Raw genomic sequence first — 17,581 nt, 5'->3', positions numbered from 1 at the left:
AGTAGCCATAAAAATTCAGACAGTATTCTCTAGGTCGCTAATACCGCTTGCTTACGAGATGATAAACCGTTTTAATGAGGGTCAATGCTATTAATGGGCACAGGTCTATCAACTGTTATAATGCATTTTTTTGACTGTACCTTCTTCATTATTATAAGGCTCGATAAGTATGTGGCAACGAATTAGAACGGCAATAGTTCTCGTTATTATCGTTGGTATTGCAATGTTTGCGAGCCAAACCCCTATTTTATTCGCACCGCTTTTAGCCGTTGGCGTCATTATCGCAGCTCATGAGTGGGCGAAGTTGATGCCGAAGTGGCGTCAACCTATTGTCTTTGTGCTATTAGTTTTAGTGATAACTGTCGTATCGCTTATGTTGAAGGTGACTTGGTTATTCTGGTGGACGGCCTCGCTTGTCATATGGCTGATGGCACTGTCTTGGGTACGTGCATTCCCAACACAGACAAAATGGTACGGAAAACATCTAGCGTTGTTGGGTGTGGTTATTTTGACAGCCTCTATTACTGCGATTTTTTACCTCTGGCAGCTATCAGCATGGTGGCTACTTTATGTGTTTTTATTGGTCTGGTGTGCTGATAGCGGTGCTTATTTTGTTGGTCGCAAGCTTGGCCGCCGAAAAATGGCACCCAATGTCTCACCCAATAAGAGTATGGAAGGATTGGCCGGTGGTTTGATTACAGGTCTACTGGTAGTCGTTGCGATCAGTGTGTTTAAGCTACAACTGACGGGCGCAGCGCTAGTCGCCTTTGTGGCACTATCGGCACTAACGATTCTGGCTTCTGTGCTTGGTGATCTTTTTGAATCAATGCTCAAGCGCCGTGCTGATGTCAAAGACTCTGGTACCATCTTACCAGGGCATGGTGGTGTACTTGATCGTATTGATTCATTGCTATCTGCAACTCCGATATTCGCACTTGGCTTTTGGGCGATACAGCAGCTAGGTTTGATTGTGGTATAAGACTTTGATTGTGGTATAAGACAAAGTCACTTAGCTGATTTTATGGTGTGATAGGTAAGCGAAGTGACCGTTTTGGTTAGTCTTTTACAACGGTCTTATTTGTTACTATATAGCCTTATTATCCTTTATATTTTTTAAACCTCATTTATTCTTTTCTCATTTTCTAAATATTAAATATCATAGGCATTAATGGTTATGACGCAACGCATCGCCGTACTAGGCGCGACAGGCTCGATTGGCGATAGCACGTTAGCAATATTAGCGGCGCAACCGCAACATTATGAAGTTTACGCATTGTCAGGCTACTACCGTTTAGATAAGCTATTTGCGCTTTGTCAGCAGTTTTTGCCTAAGCGCGTCAGCGTGCCAACAGCCGCTGTGGATGATTTTGCCAAAAAGCTTAAAACAGCAGGGATTGATAGTGATGTAGTAGGGGGCGAGGAAGGTCTAGTAGATATAGCCACTGATTCACAAACTGATACTGTCGTTGCTGCCATCGTAGGCGCAGCAGGACTGCCTTCTACCTTAGCCGCAGCACGCGCAGGTAAGCGTATTTTGCTCGCCAATAAAGAAGCGCTGGTGATGGCAGGGCAGGTCATGATCAATGCGGTCAAAACGCATAACGCTACGTTGTTACCCCTCGACTCTGAGCACAATGCTATTTTCCAGTGCTTACCACTCGCTATTCAGCAAGACAATACCCAAATTCATCAGCCAAATCATGGTGTACGCAAACTGTGGTTGACGGCTTCAGGTGGCCCATTTTTGCAGCAGTCTTTTGAGCAGATGCAGCAAGCAACTGTCGCAGAGGCAGTCAAGCACCCTAACTGGTCAATGGGCCAGAAGATATCTGTCGACTCAGCCACAATGATGAATAAAGGGCTTGAGTTGATCGAGGCTTGTCATTTGTTTGATTTGCCTGAAAATAAGATAAATGTGGTCATTCATCCACAAAGTATCATTCACTCAATGGTAGAATATAGCGATGGTAGCTTTTTGGCACAGCTTGGCAGTCCAGATATGAAAACCCCAATTGCCCATGCGCTCAGTTACCCGAGCCGTATTGATAGCGGTTCGCAGCCATTAGATTTATATGCACTTAGTTGTTTGGAGTTCATTGAGCCTGATCTGCAAAAATTTGCCTGTCTACGCCTTGCTCGTCAAGCAATGCAAGCAGGTACGCAGGCGACTATTGTACTAAATGCAGCCAACGAAATCGCAGTGGCGGCGTTTTTGGATGGACAAATTCGTTTAACTGACATTGCTGATATCAATGAGCGTGCCTTAAACGATATACAGCTGCCACCATTAAACGAAACGGCTGACATAGAAGATATATTAGCCATTGACAAGATAACGCGTCACCTTACTGATAAGCTTGTGGCAAAATTGGCATAATCGTAGCAATCATTAGCCATAAATAGCCTCTTGGTTAAAAAATGGTACTAATAAACGATATCAGTGAAGATGTTGATGTTGATAAAAGATGCTAAGCAACAATACTGAGAAAAGATCATGACGTTTTTATTAACGCTTCTTGCGGCAATATTTGTCTTAGGTCCACTCATTGCCTTACATGAGTGGGGGCACTATATCGTGGCACGGATGTGCGGCGTCAAAGTATTAACATACTCTATCGGTTTTGGCCCTAAACTATTTGGTTGGACCAGCAAAAAAAGTGGCATCGATTATCGTATCTCAGCATTGCCACTCGGCGGCTACGTCAAAATGCTTGATGAGCGTGAAGGCAATGTCGCAAAAGATGAACAGCATCTTGCGTTTAATTATCAGCATCCGCTCAAGAAGATTGCGATTGTCGCCGCTGGGCCTATCATGAATTTCATCATTGCTATTGCGCTCTTTTGGGTGTTGTTTATGACGCCGTCTGAGCAATTGGCTACCAAAATTGGGCAAGTACTGCCAGATACTCCAGCTGCGATGGCGCAGTTACCTGTCGGTGATAAGATTGTTGCGATTGATGGGCACGATGTACAGACGTGGGAAGGTATCAATTATCGCCTTGCAGGACGGATGGGTGAGACAGACAATGTGAGTATTACACTACAGTCAGATGCTCAAACCAATCAGTCGATCAAAACCTATCAAGCACCAGTCACACAATTTATGCAGGGTGATGCACAAGGTAAAGATGCATTGACCAGCTTTGGTATGTTACCGTGGCAGCCACAGATTGCACCGATTGTCGGTGAATTGGCGCCTGATGGTGCGGCTAGCCGTCAAGGTCTACAGGTGGGCGATCGTATTACCGCCATCAATAATCAAAACATTGACGATTGGATTAGCGCCACGCGTATTATTCGTGATAATCCCGAGGTGTTACTTGATTTTACCGTATTGCGTGATGACAAAACGGTGCAATTGCAAATTATGCCGCAAGGTAAAAAAGACAACTTGGGTAATGATTACGGTCAAATTGGCGCCATGGTTGATCAGACTGAGATTGTTATTCCTGATGCCTACAAAACTACCGTGGTTTATGGCCCTGGCGAGTCATTGGTCAAGTCGTTCGAGAAGACTGAGCAGCTAGCCGTGATGACGGTAAGCTCGATGGGAAAAATGCTCTCAGGTATGATTGGTCTGGATAACTTGTCAGGTCCGATTACCATTGCCAAAGTCGCCAAGCAAAGCTTTGATATCAGTTGGCAGATGGTATTATCGACGGCTGCATTGATTAGCCTGAGTCTTGCTGTATTGAACCTGTTACCGATTCCAGTATTGGATGGTGGTCATATCGTTTATCATTTTATCGAACTGATTCGCGGTAAACCGCTCTCTGAAGGGGTGCAAATGGTGGGGTTAAATATCGGTTTACTCTTACTGGCAGGTTTCATGGTGTTAGCAATTGGTAATGACATCAGTCGGCTGTTTTGATGGTTGAATGACAAATACAAGCAGTAAAGCGCGATATACTAATGGTTTAAAGACCCTTATGTGTGGATTGTTGGTATCATACGCAAGATGCTTTGTGTCATCGCCTCTGTACTAATCGTAATTTTTAGTTTATTTTGTGATGCTTTTTATATAAAGTGTTCTGAGTCAGCCGAGTGTGGAGTGACAACTTCGCGCAAAACGGGCTAGACAAAATGTGCTTTTTACCTTAACTTTAGCAAGTTTTTTATTGACGGATAGTGTTTATGCGTACGCCTTTATTTATGAGCGCGGCTGGGTTGCCGTTAGTTGTAGCGATGATGAGTATGCCGGTACAGGCTGCAGAATTTGTAGTGACTGACATCGGTTTCAATGGCTTACAACGCCTAACCCCTGATAGCCTCTATCCGGTTCTACCTATTACGGTAGGAGATACGGTCAATGACAGTAGCTTAGCGGCCAGTATCAAGGCACTGTATGCGACTGAAAACTTTGCTGATATTCAAAGCCGTGTCGAAGGTGGCAATCTAAGGTTTGATGTTATTGAACGTCCAACCATTGCCGAAGTGAATTTTGAAGGTAACAAGCTCATTCCTAAAGAAGGGCTTGAGCAAGGCCTTGGGAATGCTGGACTGTCTGTCGGTAATGTACTGAAGCAATCGACCCTGCAAGGCGTTGCTAATGAGCTGCAACAGCAGTATATCAGCCAAGGTTACTACAACAGTAATATTGAAGTAGATCAGACGGTACTTGATGGTAACCGCGTCAAGCTTGATGTGCGCTTTATCGAAGGTAAGCCTGCCAAAGTGGTTGATATCAATGTGATTGGTAACAAACACTTTAGTGATGAAGAGATCAAAGATGTCTTTGCTGTAAAAGAATCATCATGGACACGCTTGCTATCAAAATCTGATCGATATGCACAAGAAAAACTGGCCGCCAGTTTAGACAATTTAAAAGCATTGTATCAAAACGATGGTTATGTGCGTTTCGCAGTAGATAACGCGGTACTCAATATTAGTGAAGATAAACGTAGTGTGTTCATCGAAGTCAGTTTGAGTGAAGGTGAGCAGTATCAGTTTGGTGACGTCAATTTCTTAGGTAAGCCTACTTTTAATAACGACGAACTAAAAGAGTTGGTTACTTTTGCGCCTAATGAAAAATATTCACAGGCCAAACTGGATGACACCACAGCTGCGCTCAAAAGACGCTATGGTAACGAAGGGTATTATTTAGCTCAAGTTAGACCCGTACCACGCATTAATGACGACACCAAAATGGTTGACGTGGATTATTATATCGATCCTGCACGTCCTATTTATGTTCGCCGTATCAACTTCACAGGCAATCTAAAAACTCAAGATGAAGTATTGCGCCGTGAGATGCGTCAGTTAGAAGGCTCTCTTGCCTCTAGCGAAAAAATCCAGCTTTCACGTACACGTCTTATGCGTACCGGTTTCTTCAAAGCTGTTAACGTTGATGTAAAACCAGTACCCAATCAGCCAGATCAAGTAGATGTCAACTATACCGTAGAAGAGCAACCTTCTGGTAGTTCAACGATTGCAGCAGGTTACTCGCAGAGCGGCGGTGTTACTTTTCAGTTGGATTTGACCCAAAATAACTTTATGGGCACTGGTAACCGCGTTAAAGCCGCACTATCACGTTCAGAGACACGTGATTCGTATAGCTTAGGATATACCGATCCATACTTTACAGAAAATGGCGTCTCGCAGGGCATCAGTGCTTACTATCGCGAAACCAAATACGATGATAGAAACGTCAGTAATTATGTCACTGATGCCTACGGTGCTACGCTAAATTATAGCTATCCTGTGGATGAGACCAAGCGTGTCAGTGCTGGTCTAAATGTCGACAACACGACAGTACGTGGTGGCCGTTTCCTCGGCATATCAAACGCACAAGAAATCATCGATGACGGCGGTACTGTTGAAGACTTCACTGGAGATTTCGAAGGTCGTACTGGCTTTAAAAATGATTATCAGACTTACAACTTACTATTGGGCTGGGACTACAGCACACTAGATCGCCCAGTGTTTCCGACCAAAGGTATGAGCCACACTGTTGATGCTACCATTGGCCTTGGCGATTCTAGCTATCAGAAACTCGTTTATCGCGGCAACGTGTATTATCCGCTTTATAAAGATTGGATCGCGCGCGGTTATACCAAACTTGGCTATGGTAATGATTTGCCATTCTATGAAAACTTCTACGCGGGTGGTTATGGTTCAGTACGTGGTTATGAGTCTTCAACGTTAGGACCTAAGTCACAAGCTTATTATGATGCTATTAACGATCCCGCTAATCAGACGTATAGTACAGAAGAGGTTGGTGGTAATGCGTTAGTTAGTTTTGGTACCGAGCTAATTCTACCAATGCCGTTTAAAGGCGATTGGGCAGATCAAGTGCGTCCAGTACTATTTGCTGAAGGTGGTCAGGTATTCGATACAAGTGACAAAGAAGACCGTACCTTCGTTAATCCTAGCACTGGTGAGGATACAGATGTACCACTATTGACCCAAGACAATAATTTCCGCTTTAGTGCAGGTGCAGGTGTGACTTGGTATACACCAATTGGTCCAATTTCACTCAGTTATGCCGTACCTTTTGGTGATAAAGAAGGGGACGAAACTGAAAAAGTCCAATTCCAGATCGGTAATACATTCTAGATCGCCAATATTATCTAAATATATCTAATCGTTCTCAAATATTTGTCTAAGTAAGTTAGAATGTCATTAGTTTCCAGTAGGTCGTCAAAACACATTGTTATTTTGACGACCGTTTTATATATAACAATAGTCTATTAATAGTCATTATGATAACGATTGAGCAACTTATCACTCGGATTGAGCAGCGTCAGCCCATTATCAATAAGGCTGATATTAGTGCTGAGCAGTTACGTCACCCATTTAACAGTGTTGGAAGTTTAACTACTGCTGACCAAAAGCAGCTAAGCTTTTTGGCAGACCCTCACTATATCTCTAGTTTGTCCGGTAGCCAAGCAGGTGCAGTATTGGTCACCCAAGCGTATCGTGACCAAGTACCTGAGTCGGCCTTGGCGTTGGTTGTCTCTGACCCATACCTAGCTTATGCCAGCGCTAGCCAACTATTTGCCCGTCAGTCACTATCTGCTGGAATCCATCCTAGTGCTGTGATCTCTGATAGCGCTGTGATTGGTGATGAGGTTAATATTGGTCCTTTTTGTGTCATTGGCGACTATGTGCAGATAGGAGCGCGTAGCTCACTTGATGCCCATGTAGTGATCGAGGCGCATTCTGAGATCGGTACTGACAGTGTTATCAAATCGCAAGTGGTTATTGGCCATGATTGTGTCATTGGTAACTACGCAAGATTGCATGTGGGTGCGAGTATTGGTGCCGAAGGGTTTGGCTTTGCGCCTACCAACAACCCTAGTGTTTCAGGCTGGGAGCGGATCGCTCAGCTAGGCCGTGTGATTATTGGTGATCATGTACGCATTGGTAGTCACACCTGTGTCGATCGCGGCGCCATTGATGATACGGTTATTGGCAATCATGTTATCATTGATAATTTGGTTCAAGTTGCTCATAACGTACGTATTGGTGACGGTACTGCCATTGCCTCCCAAACGGGTATTGCCGGTAGTACGACGATAGGTAAACGCTGCATTATTGGCGGTGCTGTCGGTATCACAGGGCATATCGAAATTACAGATGATGTGGTTTTATCAGGTATGACCATGGTTACCAAATCTATAAAAACTGCTGGTTCTTACTCTTCTGGAACTGCTGCTATGCCAACTGCTAATTGGCGCCGTGCAGCGGTACGCTTTCGTCAGCTTGGTCGTGATTAATGCGAACACATACAAACAATAAACATCCAAAACATAGCAAGGAAGCCTCATTATGAGCAATGACCATATAGATATCCCAACTGATGAAGACATCAAAAGCTTGGCTGAGCAAGGTCTTACCCTGCCACTAACGTATCATACGATTAAGCATTATTTACCACATCGTTATCCTTTTATGTTGGTCGATAGAGTGGTCGCTTGTACACCAGGAGAGTGCATTACGGGTATCAAAAATGTGACCATTAATGAAGAGTTTTTTAATGGGCATTTTCCTGACGAGCCAATCATGCCAGGGGTATTGATGGTAGAGGCAATGGCACAGGTTTCAGGCATACTTGGGTTCATTACCGCAGGTCTGACTTCAGAAGATGGCTATCTGTATTTGTTTGCTGGTGTGGATAAAGTGCGTTTTAAGCGCCGAGTCATTCCTGGTGATCAACTCACCATTCGTGCCAAGACAGTGATGCAGCGCCATGGTATTTATAAGTTTGATTGTACGGTGCATGTCGAAGACGAACTCGCTGCGAGTGCTCAAATCATGATTGCGCGTCAAGAGCAGCAAAAAATCAAAGACAGTAAAAGTGCCTAAGTTTGTAATAAGTTAGCATTCATAAAGCGCTATATCGAATCGATCTTCACAATTATAATGAGCTATTATATTGATATTTAACAAAGCAGCGGATATTGGCCTCATTCATGAAGCCAAACTGGCTGTATTTGGCTGACTATTTATTTGCATTAAATGATACAAGGGCCCACATCATGAGTCAGATTCACCCTACAGCACTCATCTCACCATCTGCACAGATTGATGAGACTGCCATCATTGGTCCCTACTGTATCATTGGTGATGAAGTGTCAATTGGACCACATACTGTGTTGCATAGGCATGTCGTTGTAACTAGGTTGACTCGTATTGGTGCGTATAACCAGTTTTATCAGTTTGCGAGTGTTGGAGAGGATCCTCAGGATCTAAAGTATGCAGGTGAGCGTACTTGGCTTGAGATTGGCGATCACAATACGATTCGCGAAGCTTGTAGCCTACATCGCGGTACTGCACAAGATAGTGAGCTAACCAAGATAGGTAGTCATAACTTGTTGATGGTCAATACTCATGTGGCGCATGATTGTGTGATTGGCGATCATAATGTGCTGGCAAATAATGTGGGTGTTGCAGGTCATGTGACTATCGGCAGCCATACAATCATCGGTGGCAATTCAGGTATTCATCAGTTTTGTACAGTAGATGATTACAGCTTAATCGGCGGTGCTAGTTTGATTTTAAAAGACGTCGCAGCGTTTACGATGGTGTCTGGTAATCCAGCAAAAGCTCATGGTCTAAATATCGAAGGCATGCGCCGAAAAGATTGGTCGAAAGAAACCATTGATGTCCTACGCCAAGCGTATCGTACTATTTTTAGATCCGGTTTGACGACAGCGCAAGCTTTAGAGGTTCTGCAAGGTGAGCTACTATCTCAAGAGCCAAAAGTTCAATTGTTGATTGATTCACTACAAAAAAGTCGTCGCGGGGTGGTACGTTAAACGCATATTGAGCTACGATAGAAGCTAGGCTAGATAGTCGTTTTTTACAGTTTTAATCTGCCTAAATTTTATTAATAAAAGATAATATTGCTAAAAGCCATAACCAATTGTTATGGCTTTTTATATTTATGAGTGCTTGACTTTTTTGGTCGCTTAGCAGAAACTGAGCGTTTATGATATTGTAAACAATTCTTTCTTAATGTTACGGGGCACTTCACATCGAAGGCACTTCACATCGAAGTGTTCACTAAATAGTTTGATAGTAGTAGTCACTATTTATGATGATCAAGGAGGATTGTCAGTAGCGTTATTTGAAGTACGAGGACGCAAAAAATGGCTATCAATAAACAAGAACATGCACAATGGAGCTCAAGTTTTGGCTTCGTGTTAGCAGCAGTAGGTTCAGCAGTAGGTTTGGGAAATATATGGAAGTTTCCATATATGGTGGGTGAGAGCGGTGGTTCAGCTTTCGTTATCGCTTATTTATTCTGTATCGCGCTAGTCGGTTTTCCAATATTAGTTGCTGAATGGCTCATTGGTCGCCGTGGACAAAAAAACCCAGTCAACACGTTTGCGGATGTGGCTGCTAGCGAAGGTAAATCTCGTAGCTGGACCATCGTTGGTGCTACTGGTATTTTGGGTGGCTTTTTAATTCTATCCTTCTATAGTGTGATCGGTGGTTGGGCACTTAACTATATCACCAAAGTGGCGTCAGGCAGCTTTACAGGTCAAGATAGTGATTCTGTGGCTGCGACCTTTGATGCGATGCTAGCATCAGCCGGTACATTGACGATTTGGCACACCGTATTCATGATTTTAACGGCCGTTATCGTTGGTATTGGTGTAACGAGTGGTATCGAAAAAGCAGCCAAGATTTTGATGCCACTATTGGGTGTGATCCTTTTCGTTATCGTTGGTTATAACATAATGAATGGCGGTTTTGGTGAGGCAGTTGCTTATTTGTTCACGCCAGACATGAGCAAGCTGACGGCTGACGTTATGCTTGCAGCATTAGGTCATGCCTTCTTCACGCTATCGATTGGTATGGGCATCATGGTTGCTTATGGTTCGTATTTGGGCCGCGAAGTGAACTTGCTAAAAACTGCACGTACCGTTGTTATTTTGGATACGGTTATCGCTTTGGCGGCTGGTTTAGCCATTTTCCCAATTATCTTTAGTAACGGTCTAGATCCTGCGTCAGGTCCTGGTCTGATCTTCGTCAGCTTACCGATTGCTTTTGGTAGCATGAGTGCGGGTATTATCATTGGTGCATTGTTCTTTTTGCTTATTACCTTTGCAGCTGTCACCTCATCTATCTCATTACTAGAGCCAACGGTTGAGCTGCTAGAAGAGCGTACGTCGATGAGCCGTACCGTATCGACTATCGTTGCCAGTACTGTGATTTGGCTATTAGGCATTGCCGCATTGCTATCGTTTAACCTATGGTCTGAATTTACTATCATGGGTAACGGTATCTTTGATGCACTAGACAAGATTACCAGTAAGTTACTGTTACCTTTAACAGGTCTTGCGGCTATCGTATTTGTTGGTTGGAAAATGGATCAGCGTAGTATTCAGCAAGAGCTTGGTTTATCTAATGCGACATGGCAGCTTTGGCAAATTGTTGCAAAATTCATCGCGCCAATCGCTGTGATCGTGGTATTTGTTACCTCACTGATGGGCTAATAGTTATTTACAATGATTTAGACATGTAAATCATTGAGTGATAAAAGCAGTACACATAAAAAGGGCTTAAGAATTATCTTAAGCCCTTTTTATGTCTAATAATATCAATAAATACTAAAATGGATTAACGCAAGTTTAACTCAGGAATGGTTTGTCCACGCTTATTATAAAATTCGCTAACGAATTCATCAAACTGATCTTGCTCAATGGCGTCTCTGATCCCTTGCATCAAACGTTGGTAATAGCGTAAGTTGTGAATGGTGGCTAGCTGAGCACCCAGCATCTCTTTACATTTATTAAGATGATACAAATAAGCACGGCTAAAGTTTTGGCAAGTGTAGCAGTCACATTCAGGATCTAATGGGCCTTCGTCGTTACGATACTGGCTATTACGGATACGTACCACACCAGCATTGTCTGCATCGCCCGTCACAAAGTAATGGCCATTACGCGCGTTACGAGTTGGCATCACACAATCGAACATGTCCACACCGCGGCGTACGCCTTCAACTAAATCCTCAGGCTTACCAACGCCCATTAGATAGCGCGGCTTATCTGCTGGCATATCATCAGGCAGGTAGTCTAGGACGTCTATCATCTCTTCTTTTGGCTCACCAACCGAAAGACCGCCGATAGCATAACCATCAAAGCCGATATCTAGCAAACCTTCGAGTGATTGCTGGCGCAAATCGGGATACATACTGCCTTGTACGATACCGAATAATGCGTTGGTGCTACCCAGTCTATTGTGCTCATCAACGCAGCGTTGTCCCCAGCGTAGTGATAGCTCTAGAGATTTCTTTGCTTCATCATGAGTCGCTGGATAAGGGGTGCATTCATCGAACTGCATGACAATGTCTGAGTTCAAGCTGTACTGGATTTGCATGGATTTTTCAGGAGAAAGAAATACTTTGGCGCCATCGATAGGCGATTTGAAGTTAACACCTTCTTCGGTAATTTTACGCATGGCCCCCAGACTGAATACTTGGAAGCCGCCTGAATCCGTCAAAATAGGCTTGTCCCAATGCATGAACTTATGCAAGCCGCCAAATTTATCAATCACTTCCGTGCCTGGGCGTAACCAGAGGTGAAAAGTGTTGCCTAAAATGATATCAGCACCAATGGCTTCGATATCACGTGGCAGCATACCTTTGACCGTACCATAAGTCCCAACAGGCATAAAGGCAGGCGTCTGCACGTCGCCATGATTGAGATGAACGGTGCCGCGGCGTGCACGCGTTGCACCGCTGGCTGTTTTATGTAAGACAAATTGCATATGTTAACCGATATATGAGCTATGAAAATGGCGCTAATTATAGCATTGTTAGGGATTTTTTGGATATTGATATTCATTCTGTCAATATAGTCAGTCAGTATGCAGCAAGATGACGGAAAGTGGCGCGTACAATTCGCGATGCCCAGTAAATATACGATGGAGACGTCACCAAAACCAAATAACCCAGAAGTGGAAATCGTCGAAGTACGAGCTCAAAATTATGACATTATCAAATTCTCAGGATTTACTGGAAGTGATAAAGTAGATAAAAGGACATAAGAACTGCGAAATTGGATGCAAAGCAAACATTTAACGCCTACAGCTGAGCCAGAATTGGCACGTTACGATGAGCCATGGGCATTGCCATTTTTACGTCGTAACGAGGTAATGATTGCGTATGAGCAAAAGTAATACAAGGATACTAGGGTATATAGTCATTGTTCTTAGCCATTTAGGTTATTGACCGCACAAAAAAGACAGCACTTGCTGTCTTTTTTATCTGATATTTTGGTTATTCGATTTAGTTGTTTTGCTCACGAATGATATTCAGCATACGGCGCAATGGCTCGGCTGCGCCCCACAGTAGCTGATCACCAACGGTAAAGGCACCTAAATACTCAGGGCCCATTTTGAGCTTACGTAAGCGGCCTAATGCAACTGTTAATGTACCAGTCACTGCGACTGGCGTTAAGCGATTCATAGTGGCTTCTTTGTCGTCTTCGACCAAGTCTAACCACTCGTTGCCGCTATTTTTTAGGGCGGCTTCAATCTCTTCTAGAGGGATATCTTTTTTGAGCTTGATGGTTAGACCTTGCGCATGGCAACGCATTGCCCCGACACGGACACACATACCATCGATAGGAATCGTGCTAGCTTCGTCATTACCAAGAATCTTATTAGTCTCAACGCCGCCTTTCCATTCCTCTTTTGACTGCTTATTTTCTAACTGTACATCGATATAAGGAATCAAGCTACCGGCAAGCGGCACACCAAAGTACTGTGTAGGGAAGTCTGCTGAACGCTGTGTCTGAGCGATTTTCTTATCAATATCAAGAATGGCGCTAGCAGGGTTGGCCAGCTCATCTTGTACAGCGTCATGCAAAACACCCATACCTGAGATAAGCTCACGCATGTTATTGGCACCAGAGCCACTAGCCGCCTGATAGGTCATCGCGCTGACCCATTCGACCCAATCTTTATTAAACAGCTCACCAATAGCCATCAGCATCAAAGATACGGTACAGTTACCACCGATAAAGTCTTTTTTGCCACTGGCTAGGGCGTCATCAATGACGCTGCGATTGACTGGATCAAGAATGATGATGCTATCGTCTCGCATGCGTAGCGTACTTGCCGCATCAACCCAATAGCCAGTCCAGCCGCTATCACGTAGTGGTTGGTGAACTTTTGACGTATAATCACCACCTTGGCAAGTAATAATCACATCACAGGCAGCGAGTGCTTCAATATCATGAGCGTCTTTTAGTTGGCCAGTTTTAATACCGTCGAATTTTGGCGCATCACCACCAGCATTACTGGTTGAAAAGAAGACAGGCGTAATACCGTTAAAGTCATTTTCTTCTTGCATACGTTGAATCAATACTGATCCTACCATGCCGCGCCAGCCTACCAAGCCTACTGTTAAATTACTCATGAAATTCAGTCCTATTTACAATTATTTGTTGCATCACCAACCGATAACAATGCCGTGAATGGTACAAAAAAGCAAGGCGTTTTGGCTATTATTTACTCGTTTTCCATACACTATTAACTATGTGTACTATAACTTTACGTTATTATTAGAGTCGCGCTTAGGTATTGGCAAAATATATTTGGTTCCCTATAAAGAATAAGGCTCTCGATAAAATAGTTAATATTTTGATTGGGCAGGTATTGTAAATTTTTATGGCAGTTGTTGCAGAATCACGACTCATATATAGGCGAAAATCTCATGAAATGCTAAAGTAAGCTTCTAGCATTCATACTTGACGTCAGTTCAGTTAGAACTCAGTTCATTTAAAACTCAGTTCATTTAAAACTCAGTTCATTTAAAACTCAGTTCAGTTAAGATAATGATGTGCATTGTCATGGAATGAATGGCACAGCACATGTCATTATTGGCCCCATTATCATCTCAATAAACGGTTATCACATACTATGGATCTCTCACTATTATATTACAGCTTACAATGGCTCGCAGGATTCATCGCATTTGTAACGATCTGGGGTTGGGTGCCACTGGATAATTGGTGGGTACGTGGCGTCGAATTCCCACGCATTCAGATAATGGTACTGGGCATTATTGCTTGGATTGGCATGATCATGTTTTTCTCAGAGTGGCAACTGGGACAATGGTTGTTATTTATAGTGCTTAGTATCACGTTAGCGTTCCAGTTAAGAATGGTATTGCCGTATACCAAGCTATGGAAAAAAGAAGTTCAAAAAGCAAAGGACAAACCAGAAGGGCAAGTACATCAATTAAAAATCATGGTCTCAAATGTGTTAACACCCAATGATGAAACACAAAAATTGGTTGATTTGGTCAAGCATAGACAGCCCGATATTTTAATTACGCTTGAAACTGATAAAAAATGGGAGAAAGCCTTACAACAAATTGAGTCTGATTATCCATATACGGTGAAGGTTCCGCTGGACAATCTATATGGTATGCACCTGTACTCTAAGCTTGAGCTCATAGATCCTGAAGTGAAGTACCTAATAATTGATGACATACCTTCTATTCATACGCAGTTACGCTTGCAAGGTGGTCGAGTGATTTGGCTATACTGCTTGCATCCTATGCCTCCAAGTCCAACTGAGGCTGATAAATCTACCACGCGTGATGCCGAATTGCTGATGGTTGGCAAACACATCAAAGAAAATGAGCAAACCGCGATATTGGCTGGTGATCTCAACGATGTGGCATGGTCAAAAACCACGCGCCGCTTTCAGCGTATTTCTGGGCTGCTAGATCCTCGTATTGGTCGACATTTTATCAACACCTTTCATGTCAAATATCCTTTTCTGCGTTGGGCATTGGATCATATTTTCCATAGCGCTTGCTTTACAGTAGTTGATATCAGACGTATGCCGTCTATAGGGTCTGATCATTTTCCTGTCATGACGATTTTACAATATGAGCCAGAAGAAACGAGCAAGCAAGAAGGCAATGCGCCTACTGCAGAAGCAGAAGATGTAGCAGAAGCAGATAGCAAGATTGAAGAAGGTAAAAAAGAAGGCAAGAAAATGTCAGATGAACGCAAAGAAGCGCAAGGCAGTTTTAGTTGATAAGAAGTGTGACGTATAGGTTAAGGTTTACTCTTATAACGTAAGCATATGCTTACGTCAAATAAGGTCTTTAGCTTCTATTCGTACCAAATTGATTGTCCTATAATACATTCATCAACACAAGGATACGCAAGGATGCAGTGTTGAGACGGTATCAATAAAAGAACAGGTCAGCCCGCTGTCTTATACGTTACTGTTTATGACTTAGGATGAGTCAACATGGAAGAGAGATAATAACAATAACATGAAGCACTGAAGCCCCGAACCAATCGCCCTAGGTTCGGGGCTTTTCTTTGTGCATCCTTTATCGGTTTGTAATATTCCTGCCATACATAGCTGAATAGATTGGTTTAACCGTCTGTTAAGTTAATTGTACTTAGGCGGTTTGCTATCCATTATTCTAATTAACTGGCAGTCAATTTCTAAATAAAAAAAGGGTATATGCATTGGCATATACCCTTTTTCTGTGCAAGCTAATTAGTATTATTAGCGTTCAGTGTATTAACTTATGACCAAGCAGTTGAACGTAAGTCTTTAACCGAGTACTTGGATGTAAGCACCTGCACGCAATTCTTGCAACCAGTCTTCTTGTGCTTGAGGCGCTAGGCGTTGATACAAAGCTTGGCGTGCCATATTGCGACGATATTGCTCGCTCACATCCTGCTGACGCTTACCGTCAACTTTTAGGATATGCCAGCCGAATTGAGTTTTGAATGGAGCAGAGTAGTCACCAACGGCTGTGTTTTTCATTGTGGCTTCAAATGGAGCCACCATATCTTCTTCACTGACCCAATCAAGATCACCACCGCGTCCAGCCGATCCTGGATCGTCTGAATAGGTTGATGCTAAGGCAGCAAAATCAGCGCCATTACGCAGTTGCTCATACAAATCATTAATTTTCTGTTCAGCCAGTGCATCTGTCTGTAACTCATCGACTTTTACTAAGATATGACGAGTGTGCCACTGCGGAATTAGCATGGTATCACTGGCTTTTTTATCAGCCAGCTTAACGATATCGATACCTTCAGGCGTTAGTAACGGCTCACTAACTGCACCAATATCGAGGTTGGTAATTTTGCTTGATAGCTCTGTCGGTAGGGAGGCCGCTTTGTGAAAGCCCATATCGCCACCTTGAATAGGGATAGGATAGCTACCTTGGCTTGCAGCAACAGCTTCAGAGACATTGACATTTGGTTCAAGTAAACGAGTACGCAACTCCTGTGCAACTTTTAGCGCTTCCTCACGTTGAGCTGCTGACAGACGGCTGTAGTCATCTATATAAGGAACGCGTACATGCACAGTTTGGTATTCACTTTGGTTCAAACGTTTTGCTTCAGGCGACGCCAAAAATGCATCAATATCTTGCTCGCTAATGCGTACTCGGCGACTGATTTGACGCTGCTGCAGCTCTTGAATAGCAGCATCTTCGATCAGTTGAGCACGTAATGCGGCATAACTACCAGGACGCGCGGCATCTAAGCGTTGCTGTAATGCTGAGATGCTATTAAGCCCTTGAGATTGAGCAATTTGAGCAAGGCGTTGATTGATCTCGGTCTCATCAGGAGATAGGCCGACACGTTTTACCATTGATAGTTGCAATTCACGCAAGATAAGCGCGTTTAGTACCTCTGACTGCAGTTGCGCTGAGTTTGCAATAGGTTCTCCTGCTGCTCGTGCGCGGGCTTGGGTTTGTGTAATGGCATCGACCAATTCACTTTTTAGGATAGCGTTTTCATTGACTAAAGCGACAATACCATCGGTGCTATTGGCAGGTGTCAAGCGACTTACTGCATTCTGATTAGCAGTAGTCGAGGCTTGTGCTGTGGCAGGTTTCACAGGCGCTGCTTGAGCACTTAATATCAGTGCAAGACTGGCACTCATAGATAGCAATACAGCGCGGCTGGTTTGACGTAAAGAAAAAAATCTCATGATGCTCCTCATCAATGTCATCGCATCGGATGGTAGTCGGTCAACGCAATCCAATACTTAATAATCAAATATTTGACAGCGTGGCCTATAGTAGGGTTATAGATAATATCTTATAAAGGGGCTGTCCTAGATAACTAGTTCA

12 protein-coding genes and 1 pseudogene are annotated in these 17,581 nt (G+C 43.4%); 10 read left to right on the top strand and 3 right to left on the bottom strand.

Annotated features, from left to right (window positions below; all coding sequences use genetic code 11):
* Nucleotides 1-169 precede the first annotated feature (169 nt).
* The 8 genes from AS194_RS01205 to AS194_RS01170 all read left to right on the top strand — a co-directional run bounded on the left by AS194_RS01205 (nucleotide 170) and on the right by AS194_RS01170 (nucleotide 10,946).
* Entirely contained in the window at nucleotides 170-979 is an 810-nt protein-coding gene (locus tag AS194_RS01205) for a phosphatidate cytidylyltransferase (protein WP_058023670.1), read from the top strand.
* A gap of 189 nt (nucleotides 980-1,168) precedes the next feature.
* Nucleotides 1,169-2,377, top strand: coding sequence for a 1-deoxy-D-xylulose-5-phosphate reductoisomerase (ispC, locus tag AS194_RS01200; protein ID WP_058023669.1), 1,209 nt, complete (start codon nucleotides 1,169-1,171; stop codon nucleotides 2,375-2,377).
* A 117-nt stretch (nucleotides 2,378-2,494) separates the two neighbouring features.
* A complete protein-coding gene (gene rseP, locus AS194_RS01195; protein ID WP_058023668.1) occupies nucleotides 2,495-3,871 on the top strand; it encodes an RIP metalloprotease RseP in 1,377 nt (458 codons plus the stop codon).
* Between the two features lie 263 nt (nucleotides 3,872-4,134).
* Nucleotides 4,135-6,555: an outer membrane protein assembly factor BamA gene (gene bamA, locus AS194_RS01190; RefSeq protein WP_058023667.1), complete on the top strand. Its 2,421-nt coding sequence runs from the start codon at nucleotides 4,135-4,137 to the stop codon at nucleotides 6,553-6,555.
* Between the two features lie 146 nt (nucleotides 6,556-6,701).
* Nucleotides 6,702-7,718, top strand: coding sequence for a UDP-3-O-(3-hydroxymyristoyl)glucosamine N-acyltransferase (gene lpxD / locus AS194_RS01185; RefSeq protein ID WP_058023666.1), 1,017 nt, complete (start codon nucleotides 6,702-6,704; stop codon nucleotides 7,716-7,718).
* Between the two features lie 52 nt (nucleotides 7,719-7,770).
* Nucleotides 7,771-8,307, top strand: a complete 537-nt coding sequence (gene fabZ, locus AS194_RS01180) for a 3-hydroxyacyl-ACP dehydratase FabZ (protein ID WP_058023665.1) — start codon at nucleotides 7,771-7,773, stop codon at nucleotides 8,305-8,307.
* A gap of 173 nt (nucleotides 8,308-8,480) precedes the next feature.
* Nucleotides 8,481-9,260, top strand: a complete 780-nt coding sequence (lpxA, locus tag AS194_RS01175) for an acyl-ACP--UDP-N-acetylglucosamine O-acyltransferase (RefSeq protein WP_058023715.1) — start codon at nucleotides 8,481-8,483, stop codon at nucleotides 9,258-9,260.
* Between the two features lie 333 nt (nucleotides 9,261-9,593).
* Nucleotides 9,594-10,946, top strand: coding sequence for a sodium-dependent transporter (locus tag AS194_RS01170; RefSeq protein ID WP_058023664.1), 1,353 nt, complete (start codon nucleotides 9,594-9,596; stop codon nucleotides 10,944-10,946).
* Between the two features lie 124 nt (nucleotides 10,947-11,070).
* Here the strand turns inward: AS194_RS01170 and tgt are convergent, their stop codons facing one another.
* The gene (gene tgt, locus AS194_RS01165) at nucleotides 11,071-12,222 is read right to left on the bottom strand and encodes a tRNA guanosine(34) transglycosylase Tgt (protein ID WP_058023663.1); all 1,152 of its coding nucleotides are present in this window, start codon (nucleotides 12,220-12,222) and stop codon (nucleotides 11,071-11,073) included.
* A gap of 99 nt (nucleotides 12,223-12,321) precedes the next feature.
* Between tgt and AS194_RS13420 the strand changes: the two are divergent.
* Nucleotides 12,322-12,633, top strand: a pseudogene (locus AS194_RS13420) (SOUL family heme-binding protein).
* Between the two features lie 109 nt (nucleotides 12,634-12,742).
* On the opposite strand, the gene asd reads toward AS194_RS13420, so the two are convergent.
* Nucleotides 12,743-13,876, bottom strand: a complete 1,134-nt coding sequence (gene asd, locus AS194_RS01155; protein ID WP_058023661.1) for an aspartate-semialdehyde dehydrogenase — start codon at nucleotides 13,874-13,876, stop codon at nucleotides 12,743-12,745.
* A gap of 503 nt (nucleotides 13,877-14,379) precedes the next feature.
* On the opposite strand from asd, the gene AS194_RS01150 reads away from it, so the two are divergent.
* A complete protein-coding gene (locus AS194_RS01150) occupies nucleotides 14,380-15,510 on the top strand; it encodes an endonuclease/exonuclease/phosphatase family protein (protein WP_058023660.1) in 1,131 nt (376 codons plus the stop codon).
* Nucleotides 15,511-16,044: 534 nt separating this feature from the next.
* On the opposite strand, the gene AS194_RS01145 is transcribed toward AS194_RS01150, so the two are convergent.
* Nucleotides 16,045-17,439, bottom strand: a complete 1,395-nt coding sequence (locus AS194_RS01145) for a peptidylprolyl isomerase (RefSeq protein ID WP_058023659.1) — start codon at nucleotides 17,437-17,439, stop codon at nucleotides 16,045-16,047.
* Between the last annotated feature and the right edge of the window lie 142 nt (nucleotides 17,440-17,581).

The organism is Psychrobacter piscatorii, from assembly GCF_001444505.1.
Taxonomy (GTDB): Bacteria; Pseudomonadota; Gammaproteobacteria; order Pseudomonadales; family Moraxellaceae; genus Psychrobacter; species Psychrobacter piscatorii_B.
Note: the sequence above shows the minus strand (reverse complement) of the source record. Positions and strands in the feature narration are given on the sequence as shown.